Genomic DNA, 17,643 nt, shown 5'->3' with positions numbered 1-17,643 from the left:
CTAGCCTTATAGGCTAAGTGCAAACCACCCGTTTGACGGGTGGTTTGTGATTTTTACAACTTCCCCTTTCCGGCAAGAAGTTTTACCGTGTAGGAAAAATTCTGGTCTTTCAGGCTGGCTTGAACTTGCTGAAAAATTTCCTGCTCGTGGCTACTGTACGAGAACGGAACGAGAATGCAGATTATGGCTTGCGGCCTGTCTGCTCCTTCGTTGACGCGCGTGTTTTCGGCGACTGTCAGATTTCTGTCAATTCCGCTGATTTTGTGGCGGACAATTTCCATGACCTGCTCCTGAACTTTTGGGGACGCAGGAATTTCAGGTTCGATTGTGGTGATGTAACCGAATTTCTGATATACTGCGCTTTTCAAGTCGGCAACCAGCAAAAGGAATTCCGCCCGATCCGCACCGTGTTTTGCCCTGACCGTCAGTGATGCGCCGTAACGTTCGTAGCCGTAATCCATTAACTGCAAATCGACGACTTCGCCAATCAGATTTTCGTTGTATTTCAGCACAAAATTTTTCAGCTGCTCCGACAAATCAGCATCCGCAACTTCTCCCAAAACGCGCCGTGTAATTTCCGCAAACGAAAGCAATCCGTTCCGCATGATGAACAGCGAGACAAGAATTCCGCACCAGCCGTCAAGATGAAGCTTCAGAAGAGAATCCGCCAAAAAGGTGAGCGTAACAACAGAAGTCGAAACCGCGTCGCTAATGCAGTCAGCGGCGGCAGCTTTGTAGGCGGAAGAATTTTTCTCCAGGCTTTTTTTGCGGTTGAAAAGGAACAGAAGAATCTTTATGCCGATTGACACGAGCATCACAATAAGAATAAAAACATTGAACTTCGGGCTTGCAGGATTTCTGATTGCGTGAACTGAATTTCCGAGAGATTCCCAGCCGACCAGCACGATTGAGCAGGAGACCACCAGCCCCACAATCCATTCCATCCGTCCGTGTCCGTTCTGATGCCGCTGTCCGCCCAAAGTCGAAGCCATTTTTACGCCAAGCACAGTCATCAGGGAAGTTACCGCGTCCGACAGATTGTTTGCCGCGTCGGAAGTAATCGAGGACAGTCCGCTGACCGTGCCGCAGATATATTTGAAAATGCCAAGACACAAATTAAGAATGATTGGAATCATATCTCCTCCGATTTATAAACGCCATTTTTCAGGAATACAATCTTTCCCACTCATCGCGTGTGATTGCATAGGCGCAGGAAATTCCGTTTTTCTCGTCGGGATATTCCTTGACTTTTTTCATGCCGATTGCGCTGGCGGTTGAGTACGAGGCGACATTCGTGTATTTCATGTACGAATAAAGGCGGTCGTATTTTGTGTTTGTGAACGCCCAGTCGCACACTGCTTTTGCGGCCTCACTTGCGAATCCTTTGCGCCAGTATTTTTTGTTGATGTGGTAGCCGATTTCAGGGAGCATTTCCCCGTCGATGTTCTGAATCGTGATTCCGCAGTCGCCGATAAATTCTCCGCTTTCCTTCAATATAATTGCCCACAGTCCGAAGCCGTATTCCCTGTAATTCTGAATGTTCCAGTCAATCCAGCCGCGCGTGCGCTCCCCATCAAAAGGCGCAGGATAGTGCCGCATTGTCTCCTCGTCGGACATTATCTCAAAAAGCGCGTCAAAATCTTCCGGAGTGTATTCCCGGAGAACAAGGCGCACAGTTTCGATTATCGGTTTGCCGTTCATTTTTTTCCTCCTTATAAAACTCCGCATAGCGGCGAGCCACGGATGGCGAGAATCACAGTTTGTGAAAGCAACGCTTGAGCAAACTGTAATGATAAAAATTACACGGATGTAATTTTTATCATGCCTCCATTTTTCTTCTATTGTACAGCCTGATTCTTTGTCATTGCCGTATTTGACACGCGATGTTTGCAAAGCAAACTTGATCAGCAATTTATTGCGCAACAGGAGATTCCCGCATCAATGAATGCAATGCGGATAATTCCATTTGCAAAATCAATGTCGAGCACTTCGGATGCCGTCAATGCAAGCGGATTCGGGCGTGCGGGAGAGCGTGTTGCAAAAACTCCCATTATTTCCGGCGCGTCCTTGTAAGGCTGCTGAGTTTGCAGTTCGTTTCTGTCCTGCCCATTGTCGCATCCGCTGAACCACCATAGCACGTTTATGTGGCTGAATCCTTCCAGCGCACAAAGTCCCGGAATAAACTCCTTTTCCAGCTGAATGAACGCACCGTTTCCATCGTTCCTCACCTTGCCGATTTCCTTTACCTGATATTTCATATTGCCTCCAATAAAAACTGATGATTGGAGTATAAAACCTCACACCGTGTCAGATACAAGAGGAATCTGAATTTCTGTCAGATATTTTTCCGGGTCGCTTTCGTTCCAGGGACCTCTGTGCACAATCTGGCGTGTCGGGGCAGTCATTTTGTATCCGCTGTTTTTTTCAAGCCACTCGGCAAAGGCAAGGTAACCGTTCCTGATGTTAGAAAACTCACCGTAAACCATCGTGCATGCCATGTTCAAAACTGATTCTGTTGTCCGTAAATTGAACGGCGGCTCGACATTTCCATTCGTATTGACCGGGGCGCAAAGTTCGATGTCAACGTTCCGCTCCTTGAATTCAGTGTCGTGGTAAATTGAAAACGTGCTGCCCGAAATTGCGATTTTGTTCTTTTCCGCAAACGATGAAAGCTCCTTCCACAGTTCGCCCTCGCACCAGTAGTCCGCCACGATCTTACGCACCGAAAGAACCTTGCACGCAGGAATTAATCTGAGCGAGATGTTGTAATGAAAGTCTCCGCCGCCGCAAAGAATTCCGCGTCGCGCAGTCTCAATCTTTTTGAGTTTTTCCTGTTCCTGCATTATCGTCTTTTCGATTTCCGTGCGCTTTCTGCCGAGCATTGCAAGAAGTTTCTGCCCGTCCATTTTAAGAGCAAGAGCGATTTCCTTTACATTCAGTCCGCTGTCCCGCAGATACAGAATTTTGTTCAGCATGGGAATCTGCTCCGCCGAATAAAGCCTGTGCCCTGTCCACCTGTCAACTTCCGCAGGTACAAGAAGCCCTTCCTCGTCATAGTAGCGCAACATCCGCACCGAAACTTGAGTCAGCCTTGAGAATTCACCGATTCTGAACATAAATCACCGCATCTTTATTGCAACAAGCGATACAAACCGATTTGCAGAAATTTTTGTCATTTTTCCTCAAACCGCGATTTTCCCCACCAGTCGGGAAGCAGTTCCTTTAGGCGGACAGTTTTTCGCTTTTCGTAGTCAACGAGGATTTCGATTTCGCCGCTGTCCTTGTCGAGTTGCATCATGTATTCGCGGCACGCTCCGCACGGTGAACCCACTTTTCCGTCGGGCGTTATGGCGACGAGTTTTTCAATCTGGCTTTCTCCGTTCGTAATCATGTTCGCAATTGCATTCCGTTCCGCGCACATTCCGAGCGTGCTTGCCGTGTCGATGCAGACACCGACGTAAATGTTTCCGCCCTTCGTGAGAATCGCCGCCGCAACTCCGCCTGCCTCAATAAAGGGCGAGATTGTCCGCGCATTCTGAACTTTCCTAGCCGCGTTGTAAAGTTTTTCCCAAATGTCGTTTTTCGTTTCGTTCATTTTTGTTCCTCCGTTTTTAATAGTGCCGTATCCGGCGTTGTCTCCTTGTCATTGCAAAACTAGAGCCACGATGTTTGCAAAACAAACTTGGTTAATAATCACCTGTAATAGATTCCCTTTTCAAGCAAGGGAATGACACGGAACAAGTGTGGGAATTACACAAGCGACCGGCACATCTCGTCAAAAGTTCTTACGTCGCAGCCTTTGCTTTCGTAGTAGGCGAGCATTTCGGGAATCTTGTTTTTGTTGTAGCTTGAAATGCAGTCGGAAATCACGTGGACGGTGTAGCCGTTTTTTGTCATGTTGAAGCAGGTGGATTTTACGCAGGCAGTCGCGTCCGCTCCGGCAATAAAAAATTCTGTAAGTCCGTTCTCCTGAATGAAGTCGGTGAAATCCGCGCTTGTCAGGGCATTGCTTTTTGTCTTGGTGAAAATGTGGTCGGAAGCGATTTTCATTTCGGGCACAAGCTCAGCCCCATGCGTTCCCGGCTTGAATGTTCTTGTTCCGGCTGAAAGGTTGTGATTCTGAATGTAGACAACGTGCATTCCGCCTGCCGCCCAATCAATCGCCTGATTCACACGAGCGATTATTTCCCTGTAATTTTTTGTAATGTCATTCTGAAGGTCAATCACGACCAACGCACTGTTTTTCATTTTGTTTCTCCTCGTATATTAAATATTGTCAAAACCCGACAATCAGGCTATTTCATTTCCATCGGCGTGAAGCGCAATCCGTTCACAACCTGTTCCGTGTCCGTGTCGCAAAATCCGAGCCTGTGATAAACGGGCACAGCATACGGCGAAGAATTCACCGTCATTTTTCCGGAACTGTTCATGCTCCGTGCGAACTCGAACATCCGCCTTCCGATTCCCTGCCTGTGATATTTTCCGTCCACAAAAAACAGCACGATGTGAGTTCCCTCGTTCCGAGTCGCAATTATTCCGACAAGTTTTTCCTGAATGAACGCGCCATACCAGCAGAGTTTTGAAAGGTAGCTTTCGTCATGGATACTTTTGTAAAATTCCTCAACGCCTTCTTTTGTATAGTCGGGCGATTCAAATTCCAAAAACACGTCCCAGACCAAACGCAACGCTTCCGCAATTTCTTCCTGCCTGATTTTGCGGACAAGACAATCTGATTCCATAACCGCACCTCCAGAAAATTGTCATCGCTGTATTTTCTTATCTTCCATTTTTCCCGAATTCCTTTTTCACGCTTTTGATGTTCTGCTGCAAAAGCTCAAGAAACCTTCCGGCGTGCGCTCCGTCCATCTGCGTGTGGTGGAACTGGAACGAAACGGTGAGCGTTGTCTTGAAAAATCGGCGGCGGTATTTTCCCCAAATCATGAACGGATTGTTGAAGATTCCGCTGTTCATGCCGACTGCGCCGTCAATTTCCGTGTCGATTATGGCGGAAGTTCCAATCACCATGCTTTGCGTAAGGTCGTGATTTTGGCAGTTTTGGGCAACCTCGCTTGTCAGCTCAAGATAGTCGCAGTTGAATTTTTCGATGTCGTCATTGAACGGAACATCGCACGAACTTACCTCACCGCTTTTGTTCTTAACGATTGTGTTCACGGCAAGCGAATCGTACTTCAACAGCTCACCGCCAACCGGAAGCAGAAAAAATTCCTTCACCTCGCTGGCGGCTTTTCCCACGCACCAGCACAGGAGCATATTGAACTTGAGTTTGCGCCTGTGGCTCAGCCTTACAAGCGGCGAAACGTCCAGCGTCTTGAAAAAAGTTACCATCGGATTGGGCGCATTCATCCAAAGCTCAAAAGCCTGCGCCCGCGAAGTCGTCTTCGGGTCTACTGAAATCGGGTTCATGTTTGCTCCTGTAAAAAATCAATGAGAAAATTGGGATATTCAATAAGTTTAAGTTTTAGAGGTTATTGAGCCTGTCGAAATAACCAACTACACTACGTACGCTGATTTCGACAAGCTAAATCACCGCATTTTTTCAACTTCTAGAACATTCCTATGTCAATTTACGATTACTTCCGCAAATTTTCATCAATAAATTTCAAATAATCTTTTTTGCGGACTTCCTGCTCGTTTGTAAAATGACAGTCGGCAGCTTCCTTTAGTCCCTCTTCAAGTGCAATTGTGTTTGGCAGAATAGGCTTTTGTTTTTGCACGTCAAGAAAATATTCGTAATCGTAAAAGCAAAAATAATTTCTCTGCTCAATTTTTTTGCTAACTTCAACAAAGGTCGGCGTTTTTGAAAGGCATTTGTAGCAAAGCGTAACCCAATCTTTTATCGAAACTGGTTGCTCATTCCCAACATTCAGAATGTGTTCGACAGGCTTTGTTTTAATTATTTTTTCGATAATGCGGCACAAATCTTTCACATGAAAAAACTGAAGTTTCATGCTGCCGTCTCCCGGAAGATAAAACGGACGGTCGAGCCTTGCACAGTCAAAAACAAATGCCTCGCGATAAACATTGTTCATCGCCCCATAAAGATACGGCGGTCGCAAAATGTACGCGTCTGGAACTTTTTGCAAAAGTGCGTTTTCAGCTTCGATTTTGTCCGTTCCGTATTTTCCCCAAAACTTGTTCGACTTTCTTTCACATTCTTCTTCAAAAGGCTGTTTTCCATCATCTGGATAAACCGCGCTGGAACTTACCATTATATACTGGTCAAACGAACCGAGTGAATCCGTCAAATCGATTATGTCCTGCGCGTTGTAAGCGGTGATGTCTGCCACAACGTCAAAGTGCAGATTTTTCAGTTTGCCGCCCAAATTGTGCCGGTCGCCTTCAATCAAAGTTACGCCGCTAACTTGCTTTTTTGTGTTTCTGTTCAAAACGAAAACTTCGTAGCCGTGCTCGCAAAAGTAAGAGGCGGCATATTTGCTCACAAAAGTTGTTCCGCCGGTAATCAGAATTTTTTTCATTCTTCTTCCTCTGCAAAAATATTTATTTTATATATTTTAATTTCTCCAAAATATTTTTTATTACCTCGTAATATTGTTTTGGGGAATCCATGAACATACTGTGTCCTGCGTTTTCAATCCAATAAAAAGCTTTGTCCGGTGCGGTGATTTTTTCGTAATAGGTTTGAGCATCTTTTTGGCAAACCGAATAGTCGCCTTTGCCGGCAAGAAAATAAACTGGCACATCGTAATTTTTTGAAAGTGAATCAATGTCAAAACTAAAAAAGGCGTATTCCATCAGATTTTTGTTTTGGGCAAAAAAGTTTTCTACATTCATCTGACGTAAAAACCATTTTATGTCGGTAAAATTCATGTCGGCGGATGTGATTCCGGCAGTCATTTGGGCGAATCCCGACATTTCACCTTTGCAGGCAATATATTTTTTAGAAATTGTGACAAGACGGCTAAGGTCAGAAATCGACATGTCATCATAATTTTTGACATTGCTCATCTTCTCAATTAACGCCGAAAGTTCTTCTTCGTTTTTTGTTCCCCTAATTTCAACTTTTTCAAGAGCTGTTCGGGCAACATTCAACTTGTTTTTGTAAAGATTCGTAATCTGACTTATGCCAATATAGCAGCTCACATTTTGAGGAGCTTTTTGCACGTAAATGCTGCCAATCACCGTTCCCCAAGAATGACCTGCAATAATCACCGTATCTTTTCCAAAACGTTTTTTTGCATATTCAACGGTGGCATCAAGGTCGCTGACAAGCAACTCGATATTACATTCTGAATCGCAGCCGTTCGCATAATAAGTTCTGCCACAACCCCGCTGGTCGTAATTGATTATTGTAAGGGATGATTCAAGTTCCTTTTGATAATAGGCGGAAACGTATCCCATTGGGCTTGCCGGTCCTCCATGAACAAAAATCATAACAGGATTTTCAACGTTTTCTCCTCGAATCTGAACGTACTGCTTCATTCCATTAATATCAAGAAACAAGGATTCCTGAACGCTGTTTTTGCCGTCAATTTTAATTTTACTGCGGTTTCTAAAACGCAAAAACATAACAAAAAGTGCAACGAGCACCAAAAAAGCGATGAAAATAAAAGCAACCAATCCGATTTTGTTCAACTTCATTTTTATATTATATATTAAAAATTACTTTGGAGCGATTGTATTTACCGCTCCAATTTTTCTTCAATCCATCCGTCCAGAAACTTCATCTGTTCGTCCGTGTGGAACCAGTGCTCGCCGCCGTTCATCACCGTAAGATTTGCGTTGTGGGCGCGCACGAATTCCGAAACCGTTTCAAGCGAAGTGAGGTTGTCATGTTCGCCGTAAAGAATCTCAGTCGGAATCTTCCATTGAATCGGATTTTTGCGGACGTAGATCAGATATTCCCACGAAAGTTTTTCGCCAAAGTCTGTACTGATAATTTTCTTTTTCTCAAGCTGATTTTCAGTTACGCCAGCCCAAGTCATCATGTTGCAAATCAGTTTTTCCATGTTCACAATCGGAGAGATAAAAAATGCCTTGTCGATTTTTGCAGTGATTTCATTTTTTGAGCCGTCAGTTTCAGCGTCGATTTGCGAAATCGCGTTCATCGAAAAATACGCGCCTATGCTGTTCGCAACAAGAATCACGCTTTTGTAGCCGCAGAATTTTTCTTCCGCCCAGTTCAAAAATTCTTCCTTAAAATCCCACGGTGTTTCGCTCTTGTAGTCAAAGCCTGCGACATCGCAGTCTGCAAAAAGTTTTTTGTAATGCTCGGATTCGTCAGCATTTCCGCCTTTTCCGTGAACGTAAATTACGAGTGTGTTGTTCATTGTTTTTTCTCCTGTAAATATAAATTATATACGCTTCCAACTCATAAGGTTGTTTTCAAAATTGACAGTAAGTTTTCCGCTGTCTTTCAGCCAGGCGAGATAGGAACGGACTGTGCTTCCAACAAGCACATGCTGCTCAAAGTTCATCGTCAGTTTGTATTCCGCAAAAAGATTCTGCAGGATATTTTCAAAAGTTCGCGGTTCTCCGCAAAGCCCAAGAATTTTCTCTGCGATTTCATTTACCTTGTCGATGTTGTACTGGGCAAGAGCGGAAATGTCATCGGTGATTTCTGTGTGCGACGGAATGAACATTTTTGCGTCAAGATTTTTCACCATTTCGAGCGTCTGCAAATAGGCGGCGACATCGTAGATAAATCCAATCTGGTACTTTTCCAGAATTTCCCGGCTTGAAAGGCAGTCGGCAAGAAAAACCACGTCATCACCCGTGCGGAATCCGACCATATCAAAAAAATGTCCGGGCAGCTTTATGATTTCAAATCCGTCCGGAATATTTTGCTCCGTCAGCTCTTGTGCGTCGCTTTCCTGTGCCAGAAGAAATTTACAGCGCAAATCCTTTGGAGGAAATCCGCCATACAGAAACGACGGCTCCAAAACCGGATGTCTTGTGAACGCGCAGTCAATTCCCGGCGCATAGATTTTACAGCCTGTCTGATTCTGAAGATATTTGTTTCCGCCGATGTGGTCAGCGTTCGAGTGAGTGTTATAAATTGCCGTCAGATTCCAGCCGTTCGCATCAAGTAACTGCCGGATTTTCCGCCCTGCATCCTTGTCGTTTCCGCTGTCAATCAGGCAGACATTTTTATCGTCCAGTTTTACAAGCCCGATGTTCGTCGGACTTTTGATGTAATAAGTCCGCTCTGAAAGCTGAATCAGTTCGTACATTTTTTCTTCTCCTTCTGTAAAAAGTTTTCGTTATATTTTTTGATTCTCACATCGAGTTTCCAAGTTCGTAAGCCTCTTTCAGTCCGTCCGTGTTTTTCACGTCGCCTTTTTCCTTTGCGCCGCGCACGAGAACTGTTCCTGCGTCCTCAAGGCCAAAGAAATTCAAGGCAAGCCGATACTGCACTTTTATCGCGTCGAACATTTCCGGCAGGCTTGCGGCTCCAACCAGAATCAGAGCGAGTTTTTTTATCGGAAACGAATTGCGCATCGGAGTGTGCAAGCGGTCAATCATGGCTTTAAGCTGCGCACTTATTCCATAAAAATAAACCGGCGAGGCAATCACTAGAATGTCCGTTGATTTGAGTTTTTCGTAAACCTTTGTCATATCGTCGTTCTGAGAGCAGTCGTTTTCTTCCCGATTAAAGCACGAGTTGCAGCCAATGCACGGATTCACCTTGAAGTCCGCCATCGAAACGATTTCCACGCTGTTGTTTTTCCGCGCGCCCTCGGCAAATGACTGCACAAGAAGCTCCGTGTTTCCGCCCCTGCGCACGCTTCCGTTCAATACAAGAATTCTGCTCATTTTTCACTTCCTTGTTTATTTTCCGTTTCCGTAAATCTTGAAAAACTGACGGACGTGCCTTTCAATCAGACCGGCAATTTCATCCTCGCGTTCAGGCTCGCGGTCGCAAAGATTTATCCACACGGTAACCGGAAGGCAAAGTTGAGCCGCCATGATTTCCGCATCGCTTCCGAAAAGTTTTTTCCGGCGGATAAGAAATTTCACAAGCCCTGTAAAATAGCGCATGACGTCTGTGTAATTCTGCTTGGTCTGAAGCTCCTTGAGTTTGGGATTCTGGAACTGCTCGATTGTAAGCATTTTGCGCGACTTGCTGATTTGCGGGTCATGCACAATGTAGTGAAAATGTTTCAGAATCATCTGGAGAACGTCGTCTTCCGTGATGTCCTGCTTGCCGGAAGTGAAATCGGGGCTGTCCCAGTCCGCCTGAGCAAAGAGCGAATGTTTTTCGTACTGCTCCATGACCGTCTGCGTCAGCTCGTCAAGAATTTCCTGCTTGCCCGCAAAGTGGCTGTAAAGAGAAGGCTTACGGATTCCCACCGCCTCCGCAATCTGCTGCATGGAAGTCGCCTCGAATCCCTGCGTTGAAAACAAATCCAGCGCCGCCGCCAGAATCACCTGCTTTGTGTTACCTTTTTCCGCCATATTGAAGTTTCCTGCCAAAAGTTTTGCTGTTAATATAACTACCAAAGGGTAGGCTGTCAAGCGGAAAAAATTTATTCGAACGGTACAAATTGTTTACAGGAATCTAAATGCTAAAATGTATTGAAGTTTTATTTTTCAGAATACAAGTTTTTTGCATTTCATGTTTTGGGAACTTCCCGATTGTGAAAACGAAAGAATCAAACCGGGAAAAGTTTTTTTAGAAAAATTTAGAATTGAATTTAAAACTTATTTTATTGCAGCTTCGTAAAGCGGATAAACTTTTTTAGAGATTTCAGTTAAGTCTTTTATTCGGCTTGTGTTGGAAGGATGAGTGCTCATAATTTCTGGAATCTGACTTCCGCCGAGCGCAGACATTTTTTCCCAGACCGCAACAGCTTCATTAGGATTGTATCCCGCACGTGCCATAAGTTCTGTTCCAATGTGATCCGCTTCTGTTTCATGCGAACGTGAAAACGGAAGAGTCAAAGTATATTGAGCCGCAAGTCCAAGCAAGGAGCTTCCAGTTTCATCAAGTCCTGCAACAGAAGAAACAACTGCAATTCCAGCGTTCTTCAAAGTTTCGCTGCTAGCCTGCTCACGGCTATGTTCTCTAAGCGCATGCGCAATTTCGTGCCCCATTACAGCGGCAAGCTGCGCATCTGTCAAGTTAAGGCTTTGGATAATTCCAGTGTAGACAACAATTTTTCCGCCGGGCATACACCAAGCATTTACAGTGCTGTCGCTAATTACATTCACCTGCCAGTTCCAGGAAAGCGCATCTTCTCTAAAAGCTCCAACTTGCAAGATTAAATTTTTTGCAACAGCCCTTACGCGGGCAACAATCGAAGCGTCAACATTCAGCGTGCCAGACTTTTTTGCTTCGGCAATAACCTGAGCATAGGACTCGTTCGCGCTCTGTTCCATCTGCTCTTCGGAAACAATCATAAGCTGATTTCTGTCCGCGTCTACATTTCCAGCTGAAGTCGTTGTCGCCATGCATCCAAAAAATAAAACCAAGACAAAAGATGAAAATAAAATCCGCAAAAAATTTTTCATAAAAACACCTGCTTAACTGTCATTCCCGTGCAATGACATTAATTTATAAAACTCTATATTAAACCTTAATCTATAAACTAGAATTTATTATACCAATATTTTTATCTTCTTCAATTGAATTTTTATTTTTCATTTATTCGCGCTGACATTTTTTTTACTTCAAGAGAAAATTGTTCTTTTATTTTTTCAGGAAAAATTATTTTTATAGCTGAGCCAAATGACAAAAGAAAAGGAACAAGCCAGCTGATTTCCGGCGCATTGAATTTTACAATTGAACTTTCTGAAGAAAACTTTTCAACTTTGCAAATTGCAAATTCATCCAGAATTCTATAAAGCTCGTTGTCTGCAACTTGAGCAGTTATTTCAATCATTGAAATTTCTTTTTCTGCGCTATAAGAATTTTCTTGTTCAATTCCAAATTCTTTTTCTTCCATAAAAACTTTTTTGTTCAGCACTTTTAGATTGCAGATTCTATTCAGCTTGAAATATCTTGGAGCACAGCGCACATTGCACCAGCCGTAAAAATACCAGCCCACACCACGGAACACAATTTTCCAAGGCTGCACAGTTCTATGCTCAGTTTTTTTGTTCAGCGAAAAATAATCAAACTCAACCTGCTGTTTTTCTATTATGGCATTTTTGAGTTTATTAAATATCTCGTTGATATTTTTTCCCTGCGGATTCCATGGAGAAAAATCAAGTTCAAGCCAGTCAGTGTTTTTTGCAACAAATCCGCTAAGTTTTTGCGCCGCAGTTTTTTCCGCAGAATTTTTGCATGAACACTCGCCGCCTGCAAGCTTTGCAACTGCCTTCAAACTTGAAACAACAGAACATTTTTCTTCATCAGTAAAAATGGTTTTATCAAGCGTATAATTTTCCGCAATTGCAAATCCGCCTCCCCTTCCTTGTGTAGAATAAATCGGAACTCCAGCTTCCGCCAAAGATTCTGCCCAACGGTAAATTGTCCGTTCAGAAACACCAAAATGTTCCGCAAGATTTTTTGCAGTTACTGATTTTTTATCCAAGAGAATGTAAACAAGCTCAAAAAGATTTTTCTGCGACATATTTTTATTTTAAAATTTATACCGTGCCATAACAGAAACAACAGAAGATTTTATTCCAGGCACAGTATAAAGTTCCACAGCGGATTTTCCATCTTCCTTAAATTCTGATGTTCCGTTTTTGCATTCAAGAAATTCATAATCAACAAGAATTGAAAAAGACTTGCAACGCAATTCCGCGCCAAGCAAAAATCCAGAGCCGTACATTGCATCGCGGAAATCAGCATTTCTAAAATAATGTCTGTCAACCGCAAAGCAATAAATATAAGGATAGCATCTCCAGTTTAAGATTAAATCCAAGTTGGAAAAAATTTTATATTCAGCTTCAAGAGAAATAAAAGGAAGCACAAACTGCTGCTCATAAGAAAGTCCAGTTCCTTTTATTTTTTTCTTTCCTATTGAACTGTTCAAATACTCGCCATTCTCATAATCTGCATACTGATAATAGCCATCGTGCGCTTTGAATTTTTGATTACGATAACGCAAGCCAAGTTGCGGAACAAGTTTTATTTTTTCAAAAACAAATTCATATCCGCTCTTTGCTTCAATCTCAAATTTTTTTTCAACTGAAAGATCGTGCTTTGAAAAATTTGTAACTCTTGTTTTATCTTCGCCAAGCCAGTCCCAGTCTTCAATCGTTCCATACTTTATTGGCAAAGCGCAAAGAAAACCAATGTCAGTAACAACGTGAAAAATATTCAGCCTAGAAGAAATATTTGCAACAGGAATAAAATCAGTTTTCCAGTCAAGCCGGCTAAGGACATCGCCAGAATCATAAACATATTCCTGAACTTTTCCAGACTGAAAACCAACGGAAGCCGCAAACGAAAAAGTTTCAGCGTTGAACTTGAAGCAAGAGAAAAATAAAATAAACAAAGCAAAGATAATTTTTTTTTTCACGGACATTTTCATCATAACATTTAAGCAAAAAAAAATAAATGAAATTTAAAATAAAACATGACATACTGTTGTCATATTAAATATTTTATAATTCAAGCATAATTTTTTTTCAATGGAGAAAACATGAAATACGAAATTGTAGAATTGCCACAAATGACATTCGCAGGACTTACAGAAGTAACATCAAACAGCGCGCTGGATATGCAGCAAAAAATTGGCGGACTTTGGCAGAAACTTGGAAGCGTGCAGTCAAAGTTCACGGGCAGAGCAAATCAAAAGGCAGTGGGACTTTACTGCGATTACGGAATGCCGACAGAGCAGGATTACACAGTTCTTGTGGGAGTTCAAATTTTTAATGAATCAGCTGAAGATGCAAAAGAAAAAGGATTTGCAGTAAAACAAATTCCAAGTGGAAAATATGCAAAGTTCACGGTGAAGGGCGATGTTGCAAAAGACGTTGGCAAAGCCTGGGCAGAAATTTGGAACACTCCGCTTGAACGCACATTCACCGGCGACTTTGAAGAATATCAGGAAGACTGCGACGGAAAAACAGGAACGATTTTTATTTACGCTGCCATAAAATAATTTTTACAATATAAAAACTGCTGGCATTTTTTTAATGTCATTATCAGGCTTGCTCTCACCTGTCATTGCCGTGCTCTGGACACGGCAATATCATAAGCAAATTTCTTGAGCAAGTCAGGGAATGACAAGAAAAATTACGCCGGGCAATGACAATAACAGAAACCAAATTAAAAAGCCCGAACAGCTCGAACAGAATATCCACGCCACGCTTTATCGCCGCCGCACAAATCACCGTCACTGAAATTCTGGAAATGTGCGAAAAGATTATCGTAATCCAACGAAGACCAGAACTGATTGTCATTTGCATCCAAAACCACAGTTCCGCTCATTGTCTTATACATTTCATTCAGTTCGTCTTTACTCGGCAAAAACCATTCACCTGCAGCAGCTTTTTCTGTGGAGTAAACACTGCATCTGTATGCGGCGCAATTCTCTTCTGTAAGGTTGAATTCTTTATAATAGTCCAAAATTTTTTTTGTATTGAATTTTCCATAGCCAATTCCAGCAAAAGTATTAGCATAACCAGTAGCAGGAGACCAGCTTGAAGCGCCCAGTGTTGATTTAGACATTTCAAGATAATGGCACAGTTTTTCTCCGCCCATGCCATCATAGACAACAAATCCCTCTTCAGAAACATAAAACACAATTCCGCCGCCCTCGCCTTCATCGCCAACTTTATATTGAGGAACAAAATTTAGTTTTTCGGAAATCTCTTTTTTAGAGTTTAAAACCTGCTGGGAAAAAAGTGAAACTGACAAACAGAATAACATAAATATTGATATAATTTTTTTCATTTTATAAAAATCCTTTAACATGATTTTATCCAACACAATTATAGTATAAATAAAAATTTGCAGTAAAAAATAATGTGATTTTAAACTTTTAATTTTCTCGGAACACTGGAATAATTTTCTTCATCAATTTTCCAACAAGAGAAATCGCAGGCCCTAAAAGAAGAGCCATGCAGACTGAACCGAAAATATTTGTTCTAAGTCCAATTCCTGCAAAAGTCATAACTGGATTCTGAATATTATCTTTTGCAAAACAAGCCGCCACAAGTCCAATGGTAATTGCAGAATAATCAAAAATAATGCGGACAACAAAAAAAGGAAGCTTAATAAATCTATCGCTGATAATTTTAGGAACCGCATCGTAAGGAGCAATTCCCAATTCTGAATTCATATAAATCGCGCAAGCAGTTACAAAAAGAAGCAAAATAAAAGCAAAAATTCCAGCCTTTGGCAAAAGTTCCGCATTCTGCAAAAACTGATGAAATCCAATCAGCTTCCAAATCCAGCGTGAAAAATCAGAAACAAATCCGATAAAAAACATATTCGCAATCGAGCCAAAACCAATATGCTGCGCTCCAAACAAAATCACAAAAACAAGAAAAATCGCATAATCCATAATCTGAATCAAGCCGATATTGTCAGTTCCAAGCAGCGCAGCCACATGATAATTCATAAAAGTCGCAGGATCAGTTCCCCAGCCAATTTCAATAAGAACTGAAAGTGTAACTCCCATCATTACAACCGCAAAAAGCATAATGGGAAGTTTTACCTGCCATTTTTGAGAAAAAAACTGTTTTAGACTAAAATTAATTTTCATATAAATTTCCTTTTATTATTATTTTAAATCTTAAGAAAATCAACAATTTTAAAAATTAAACATTGAATATCTCTTATAGAATCCTGAATTTCCTCTATGAAAATCAGATGAAGTTCAAGATAAAGCGCAATGTCCAAAATTATTACCGCAAAAAGCTTGTAAATGGCGCACTTGGGTTTTATTCCGCACGAAATTTGAAACGTAATATATAGAAGAAAATAAAACAAAAGAAAGAACAAAATGTTTGCTGGCAAAAGGAAAATTGAAACAATGCTCAACGCCACAATCATTGCGCAAGAAACTCTCTGCAAGCCGCGCACATAAATAAATGAAAAAATTAGTTTGAAAATAAAATATGCCGCCAGCAATGCAAAAAGCAAAACTAAAAATAGAGAATTGGTCTGCAAATTATTTTTCACAAAATCAATGAGCGAAACCTTATTGCAAACTGAATTGCCATTTATGAGTTCTGGTTTTAGTCTTAGAATAATTACTGCCGCAAAAACTAAATCAAAAATAACATCAAGAAAATTTAAAAACGCAAAGCCAATTTTTTTACCAACTGATTTTTTTACCTTTGGCTTTTCAGTTTCTTCTTTTAAAGTTGAATCTTTTTCTGCCTTTGAATTTTTATGCATTTCAAAGAAAACTGAAATTTTGCTTCGTAGTGATTTTAAAAATCCGCAGAAAGAATTATTCATTTTTTCAAAAAAAGAAACGATTTTATTTTTTGCATCAATGAAAAACAGTTTTATCTTTTCCCAAAAGTTATTCATAATAAATTTCTCCAGCAAAGACTCAAAAATAAATCTTATTCAATGCTATCACAATGCGTAACTTTACTACAGATGCTTTGGTTTTCCTGTAAGCAAAATTCTTAAATTCAGTTTTACGTAGCAACAGATTTCACGGCAGTAACTGTTCAAGACAAAAAGCGGTGGAGTTTTTGACGCGACTCCATACACATTTGAAAATCCCATTCTGGAAGCAAGACGTTCCGCCCGCGCAATGTGAAAGTCGCTCGTTACAACCGCAACTGGAGAAGCAAGAACTTCTTCCACGCTGATTCCGTCATGCTCTGCAAAGAGTTTCGCGCTGAACATAAAATTTTGAATTGTATCTTTTGCTTTGTTTTCCGCAAGAATCCGGTTTTCGTCAATTCCATAAGAAGCAAGCGCAGGCTTTAAAACATCAGATTCCGGGCAAGGAGAAAATTTTCCTTTTCCGCCTGTAACAACCGCAAGAGATGCCGGATGAGCTTTTAAATATTCGGAAGCAACACGCACGCGGTTCTGCACAGAATCTGTAAGCTTGGCATCTTTTGTGATTCCGCCGCCAAGAACAATCACGTAGCGCACATTTTCTTTTCCGTCAGAAAGTCTTGGATTGCAGATAAAAAACAGATTCAAGCCGGAAATAAAAACTCCCGCGCAAAATAAAAAAATCAAAATTATTTTTATACGCTTTGAAATCTTGCCGCAAATTGTTTTTAGAATATTTCGCTTTTCAAGCACAAAAAGAACCGCAAAGAAAACGGCAATCCAAAACCAAACCGCAGAAAAACCAAAGATCGTCCCCAAAACAGTTCCCGGAGAAGCAATGTTAATCAAAACAAAATAAGCGCCGGACGAAATTGATAAAAGGAGAAATATTAATGAAAGCATGATGGAGATTATACATACATAAACTTTAATTGAAAAGAACTTATAAATGACATCAAAGATATACAAAAACTCTTTATTCTATGGTATTGAAAATGTAACTACATTTTTGTATAAAAAATAAGTTAAATTAAATTTTCTATTTAAAAAGAAAAAAATATAATAAAATTAGATAATTTTTATTTTTTTTCATCATTATTAATTTCTTTAGCCACAAACAAGATTTCATCAAGGTCAAGATTTTGTTTACTTTTTACAGTGTAAGATTCTAATTGTTTTGTTTATAATAAGCCTCAGATTTAGACACGGAGGAGAAAAAATAACGAATTTGTGCT

The 17,643-nt window shown here is 41.2% G+C and carries 22 protein-coding genes; 1 reads left to right on the top strand and 21 read right to left on the bottom strand.

Annotated elements, in window-relative coordinates:
- Positions 1–53 precede the first annotated feature (53 nt).
- The 17 genes from Q0N70_RS11790 to Q0N70_RS11710 form a co-directional block, all read right to left on the bottom strand.
- Positions 54–1,136 (bottom strand): cation diffusion facilitator family transporter, encoded by a 1,083-nt coding sequence (locus Q0N70_RS11790; protein ID WP_294017000.1) that lies wholly within the window; start codon positions 1,134–1,136, stop codon positions 54–56.
- A gap of 28 nt (positions 1,137–1,164) precedes the next feature.
- On the bottom strand, positions 1,165–1,701 hold the full coding sequence (locus tag Q0N70_RS11785; protein ID WP_294016999.1) for a GNAT family N-acetyltransferase: 537 nt from the start codon (positions 1,699–1,701) through the stop codon (positions 1,165–1,167).
- Positions 1,702–1,904: 203 nt separating this feature from the next.
- On the bottom strand, positions 1,905–2,258 hold the full coding sequence (locus tag Q0N70_RS11780; protein ID WP_294016998.1) for a TrmO family methyltransferase: 354 nt from the start codon (positions 2,256–2,258) through the stop codon (positions 1,905–1,907).
- Positions 2,259–2,297: 39 nt separating this feature from the next.
- Positions 2,298–3,116 (bottom strand): MerR family transcriptional regulator, encoded by an 819-nt coding sequence (locus tag Q0N70_RS11775; RefSeq protein WP_294016997.1) that lies wholly within the window; start codon positions 3,114–3,116, stop codon positions 2,298–2,300.
- A 56-nt stretch (positions 3,117–3,172) separates the two neighbouring features.
- On the bottom strand, positions 3,173–3,595 hold the full coding sequence (locus Q0N70_RS11770) for a cytidine deaminase (protein WP_294016996.1): 423 nt from the start codon (positions 3,593–3,595) through the stop codon (positions 3,173–3,175).
- 155 nt (positions 3,596–3,750) lie between these two features.
- Positions 3,751–4,248 (bottom strand): cysteine hydrolase family protein, encoded by a 498-nt coding sequence (locus Q0N70_RS11765; protein WP_294016995.1) that lies wholly within the window; start codon positions 4,246–4,248, stop codon positions 3,751–3,753.
- 47 nt (positions 4,249–4,295) lie between these two features.
- Positions 4,296–4,739 (bottom strand): GNAT family N-acetyltransferase, encoded by a 444-nt coding sequence (locus Q0N70_RS11760; protein ID WP_294016994.1) that lies wholly within the window; start codon positions 4,737–4,739, stop codon positions 4,296–4,298.
- A 37-nt stretch (positions 4,740–4,776) separates the two neighbouring features.
- The gene (locus Q0N70_RS11755; protein ID WP_294016992.1) at positions 4,777–5,424 is read right to left on the bottom strand and encodes a CatA-like O-acetyltransferase, family 2; all 648 of its coding nucleotides are present in this window, start codon (positions 5,422–5,424) and stop codon (positions 4,777–4,779) included.
- Between the two features lie 167 nt (positions 5,425–5,591).
- Positions 5,592–6,497 carry an NAD-dependent epimerase/dehydratase family protein gene (locus Q0N70_RS11750; protein WP_294016990.1) on the bottom strand — a complete coding sequence of 302 codons (906 nt, stop codon included), beginning with the start codon at positions 6,495–6,497 and terminating at the stop codon, positions 5,592–5,594.
- 22 nt (positions 6,498–6,519) lie between these two features.
- Entirely contained in the window at positions 6,520–7,620 is a 1,101-nt protein-coding gene (locus Q0N70_RS11745; RefSeq protein ID WP_294016988.1) for an alpha/beta hydrolase, read from the bottom strand.
- Positions 7,621–7,661: 41 nt separating this feature from the next.
- A complete protein-coding gene (locus tag Q0N70_RS11740) occupies positions 7,662–8,309 on the bottom strand; it encodes an alpha/beta hydrolase (protein ID WP_294016986.1) in 648 nt (215 codons plus the stop codon).
- 24 nt (positions 8,310–8,333) lie between these two features.
- Positions 8,334–9,212 (bottom strand): MBL fold metallo-hydrolase, encoded by an 879-nt coding sequence (locus tag Q0N70_RS11735; RefSeq protein ID WP_294016984.1) that lies wholly within the window; start codon positions 9,210–9,212, stop codon positions 8,334–8,336.
- Positions 9,213–9,258: 46 nt separating this feature from the next.
- Positions 9,259–9,795 (bottom strand): flavodoxin family protein, encoded by a 537-nt coding sequence (locus Q0N70_RS11730; protein ID WP_294016983.1) that lies wholly within the window; start codon positions 9,793–9,795, stop codon positions 9,259–9,261.
- 15 nt (positions 9,796–9,810) lie between these two features.
- Positions 9,811–10,437 (bottom strand): TetR/AcrR family transcriptional regulator, encoded by a 627-nt coding sequence (locus tag Q0N70_RS11725; protein ID WP_294016982.1) that lies wholly within the window; start codon positions 10,435–10,437, stop codon positions 9,811–9,813.
- A 246-nt stretch (positions 10,438–10,683) separates the two neighbouring features.
- A complete protein-coding gene (locus Q0N70_RS11720; RefSeq protein ID WP_294016980.1) occupies positions 10,684–11,493 on the bottom strand; it encodes a M48 family metallopeptidase in 810 nt (269 codons plus the stop codon).
- A gap of 122 nt (positions 11,494–11,615) precedes the next feature.
- Positions 11,616–12,557 (bottom strand): YafY family protein, encoded by a 942-nt coding sequence (locus Q0N70_RS11715; RefSeq protein ID WP_294016978.1) that lies wholly within the window; start codon positions 12,555–12,557, stop codon positions 11,616–11,618.
- Positions 12,558–12,566: 9 nt separating this feature from the next.
- Complete coding sequence (locus Q0N70_RS11710; RefSeq protein ID WP_294016976.1) at positions 12,567–13,454, bottom strand: omptin family outer membrane protease; 888 nt, start codon at positions 13,452–13,454, stop codon at positions 12,567–12,569.
- 123 nt (positions 13,455–13,577) lie between these two features.
- On the opposite strand from Q0N70_RS11710, the gene Q0N70_RS11705 reads away from it, so the two are divergent.
- Entirely contained in the window at positions 13,578–14,039 is a 462-nt protein-coding gene (locus tag Q0N70_RS11705; RefSeq protein WP_294016974.1) for a GyrI-like domain-containing protein, read from the top strand.
- Between the two features lie 167 nt (positions 14,040–14,206).
- On the opposite strand, the gene Q0N70_RS11700 is transcribed toward Q0N70_RS11705, so the two are convergent.
- The 4 genes from Q0N70_RS11700 to Q0N70_RS11685 form a co-directional block, all read right to left on the bottom strand.
- Positions 14,207–14,797, bottom strand: coding sequence for a hypothetical protein (locus Q0N70_RS11700; RefSeq protein ID WP_294016972.1), 591 nt, complete (start codon positions 14,795–14,797; stop codon positions 14,207–14,209).
- A gap of 124 nt (positions 14,798–14,921) precedes the next feature.
- Positions 14,922–15,647, bottom strand: a complete 726-nt coding sequence (locus Q0N70_RS11695) for a hypothetical protein (RefSeq protein ID WP_294016970.1) — start codon at positions 15,645–15,647, stop codon at positions 14,922–14,924.
- Between the two features lie 23 nt (positions 15,648–15,670).
- On the bottom strand, positions 15,671–16,423 hold the full coding sequence (locus Q0N70_RS11690) for a hypothetical protein (protein ID WP_294016968.1): 753 nt from the start codon (positions 16,421–16,423) through the stop codon (positions 15,671–15,673).
- Between the two features lie 66 nt (positions 16,424–16,489).
- Positions 16,490–17,311 (bottom strand): YdcF family protein, encoded by an 822-nt coding sequence (locus Q0N70_RS11685; protein WP_294016966.1) that lies wholly within the window; start codon positions 17,309–17,311, stop codon positions 16,490–16,492.
- Positions 17,312–17,643 lie beyond the last annotated feature (332 nt).

Origin of the sequence: uncultured Treponema sp. (assembly GCF_945873775.1) — a bacterium.
Classification (GTDB): Bacteria; Spirochaetota; Spirochaetia; order Treponematales; family Treponemataceae; genus Treponema_D.
This window is presented reverse-complemented; position numbering and strand designations above follow the sequence as displayed.

What these genes read in the sequence shown, in the direction of transcription:
- Q0N70_RS11790 (WP_294017000.1), bottom strand. Translation starts at nt 1,136, where the DNA reads ATGATTCCAATCATTCTTAATTTGTGTCTTGGCATTTTCAAATATATC.
- Q0N70_RS11785 (WP_294016999.1), bottom strand. Translation starts at nt 1,701, where the DNA reads ATGAACGGCAAACCGATAATCGAAACTGTGCGCCTTGTTCTCCGGGAA.
- Q0N70_RS11780 (WP_294016998.1), bottom strand. Translation starts at nt 2,258, where the DNA reads ATGAAATATCAGGTAAAGGAAATCGGCAAGGTGAGGAACGATGGAAAC.
- Q0N70_RS11775 (WP_294016997.1), bottom strand. Translation starts at nt 3,116, where the DNA reads ATGTTCAGAATCGGTGAATTCTCAAGGCTGACTCAAGTTTCGGTGCGG.
- Q0N70_RS11770 (WP_294016996.1), bottom strand. Translation starts at nt 3,595, where the DNA reads ATGAACGAAACGAAAAACGACATTTGGGAAAAACTTTACAACGCGGCT.
- Q0N70_RS11765 (WP_294016995.1), bottom strand. Translation starts at nt 4,248, where the DNA reads ATGAAAAACAGTGCGTTGGTCGTGATTGACCTTCAGAATGACATTACA.
- Q0N70_RS11760 (WP_294016994.1), bottom strand. Translation starts at nt 4,739, where the DNA reads ATGGAATCAGATTGTCTTGTCCGCAAAATCAGGCAGGAAGAAATTGCG.
- Q0N70_RS11755 (WP_294016992.1), bottom strand. Translation starts at nt 5,424, where the DNA reads ATGAACCCGATTTCAGTAGACCCGAAGACGACTTCGCGGGCGCAGGCT.
- Q0N70_RS11750 (WP_294016990.1), bottom strand. Translation starts at nt 6,497, where the DNA reads ATGAAAAAAATTCTGATTACCGGCGGAACAACTTTTGTGAGCAAATAT.
- Q0N70_RS11745 (WP_294016988.1), bottom strand. Translation starts at nt 7,620, where the DNA reads ATGAAGTTGAACAAAATCGGATTGGTTGCTTTTATTTTCATCGCTTTT.
- Q0N70_RS11740 (WP_294016986.1), bottom strand. Translation starts at nt 8,309, where the DNA reads ATGAACAACACACTCGTAATTTACGTTCACGGAAAAGGCGGAAATGCT.
- Q0N70_RS11735 (WP_294016984.1), bottom strand. Translation starts at nt 9,212, where the DNA reads ATGTACGAACTGATTCAGCTTTCAGAGCGGACTTATTACATCAAAAGT.
- Q0N70_RS11730 (WP_294016983.1), bottom strand. Translation starts at nt 9,795, where the DNA reads ATGAGCAGAATTCTTGTATTGAACGGAAGCGTGCGCAGGGGCGGAAAC.
- Q0N70_RS11725 (WP_294016982.1), bottom strand. Translation starts at nt 10,437, where the DNA reads ATGGCGGAAAAAGGTAACACAAAGCAGGTGATTCTGGCGGCGGCGCTG.
- Q0N70_RS11720 (WP_294016980.1), bottom strand. Translation starts at nt 11,493, where the DNA reads ATGAAAAATTTTTTGCGGATTTTATTTTCATCTTTTGTCTTGGTTTTA.
- Q0N70_RS11715 (WP_294016978.1), bottom strand. Translation starts at nt 12,557, where the DNA reads ATGTCGCAGAAAAATCTTTTTGAGCTTGTTTACATTCTCTTGGATAAA.
- Q0N70_RS11705 (WP_294016974.1), top strand. Translation starts at nt 13,578, where the DNA reads ATGAAATACGAAATTGTAGAATTGCCACAAATGACATTCGCAGGACTT.
- Q0N70_RS11695 (WP_294016970.1), bottom strand. Translation starts at nt 15,647, where the DNA reads ATGAAAATTAATTTTAGTCTAAAACAGTTTTTTTCTCAAAAATGGCAG.
- Q0N70_RS11690 (WP_294016968.1), bottom strand. Translation starts at nt 16,423, where the DNA reads ATGAATAACTTTTGGGAAAAGATAAAACTGTTTTTCATTGATGCAAAA.
- Q0N70_RS11685 (WP_294016966.1), bottom strand. Translation starts at nt 17,311, where the DNA reads ATGCTTTCATTAATATTTCTCCTTTTATCAATTTCGTCCGGCGCTTAT.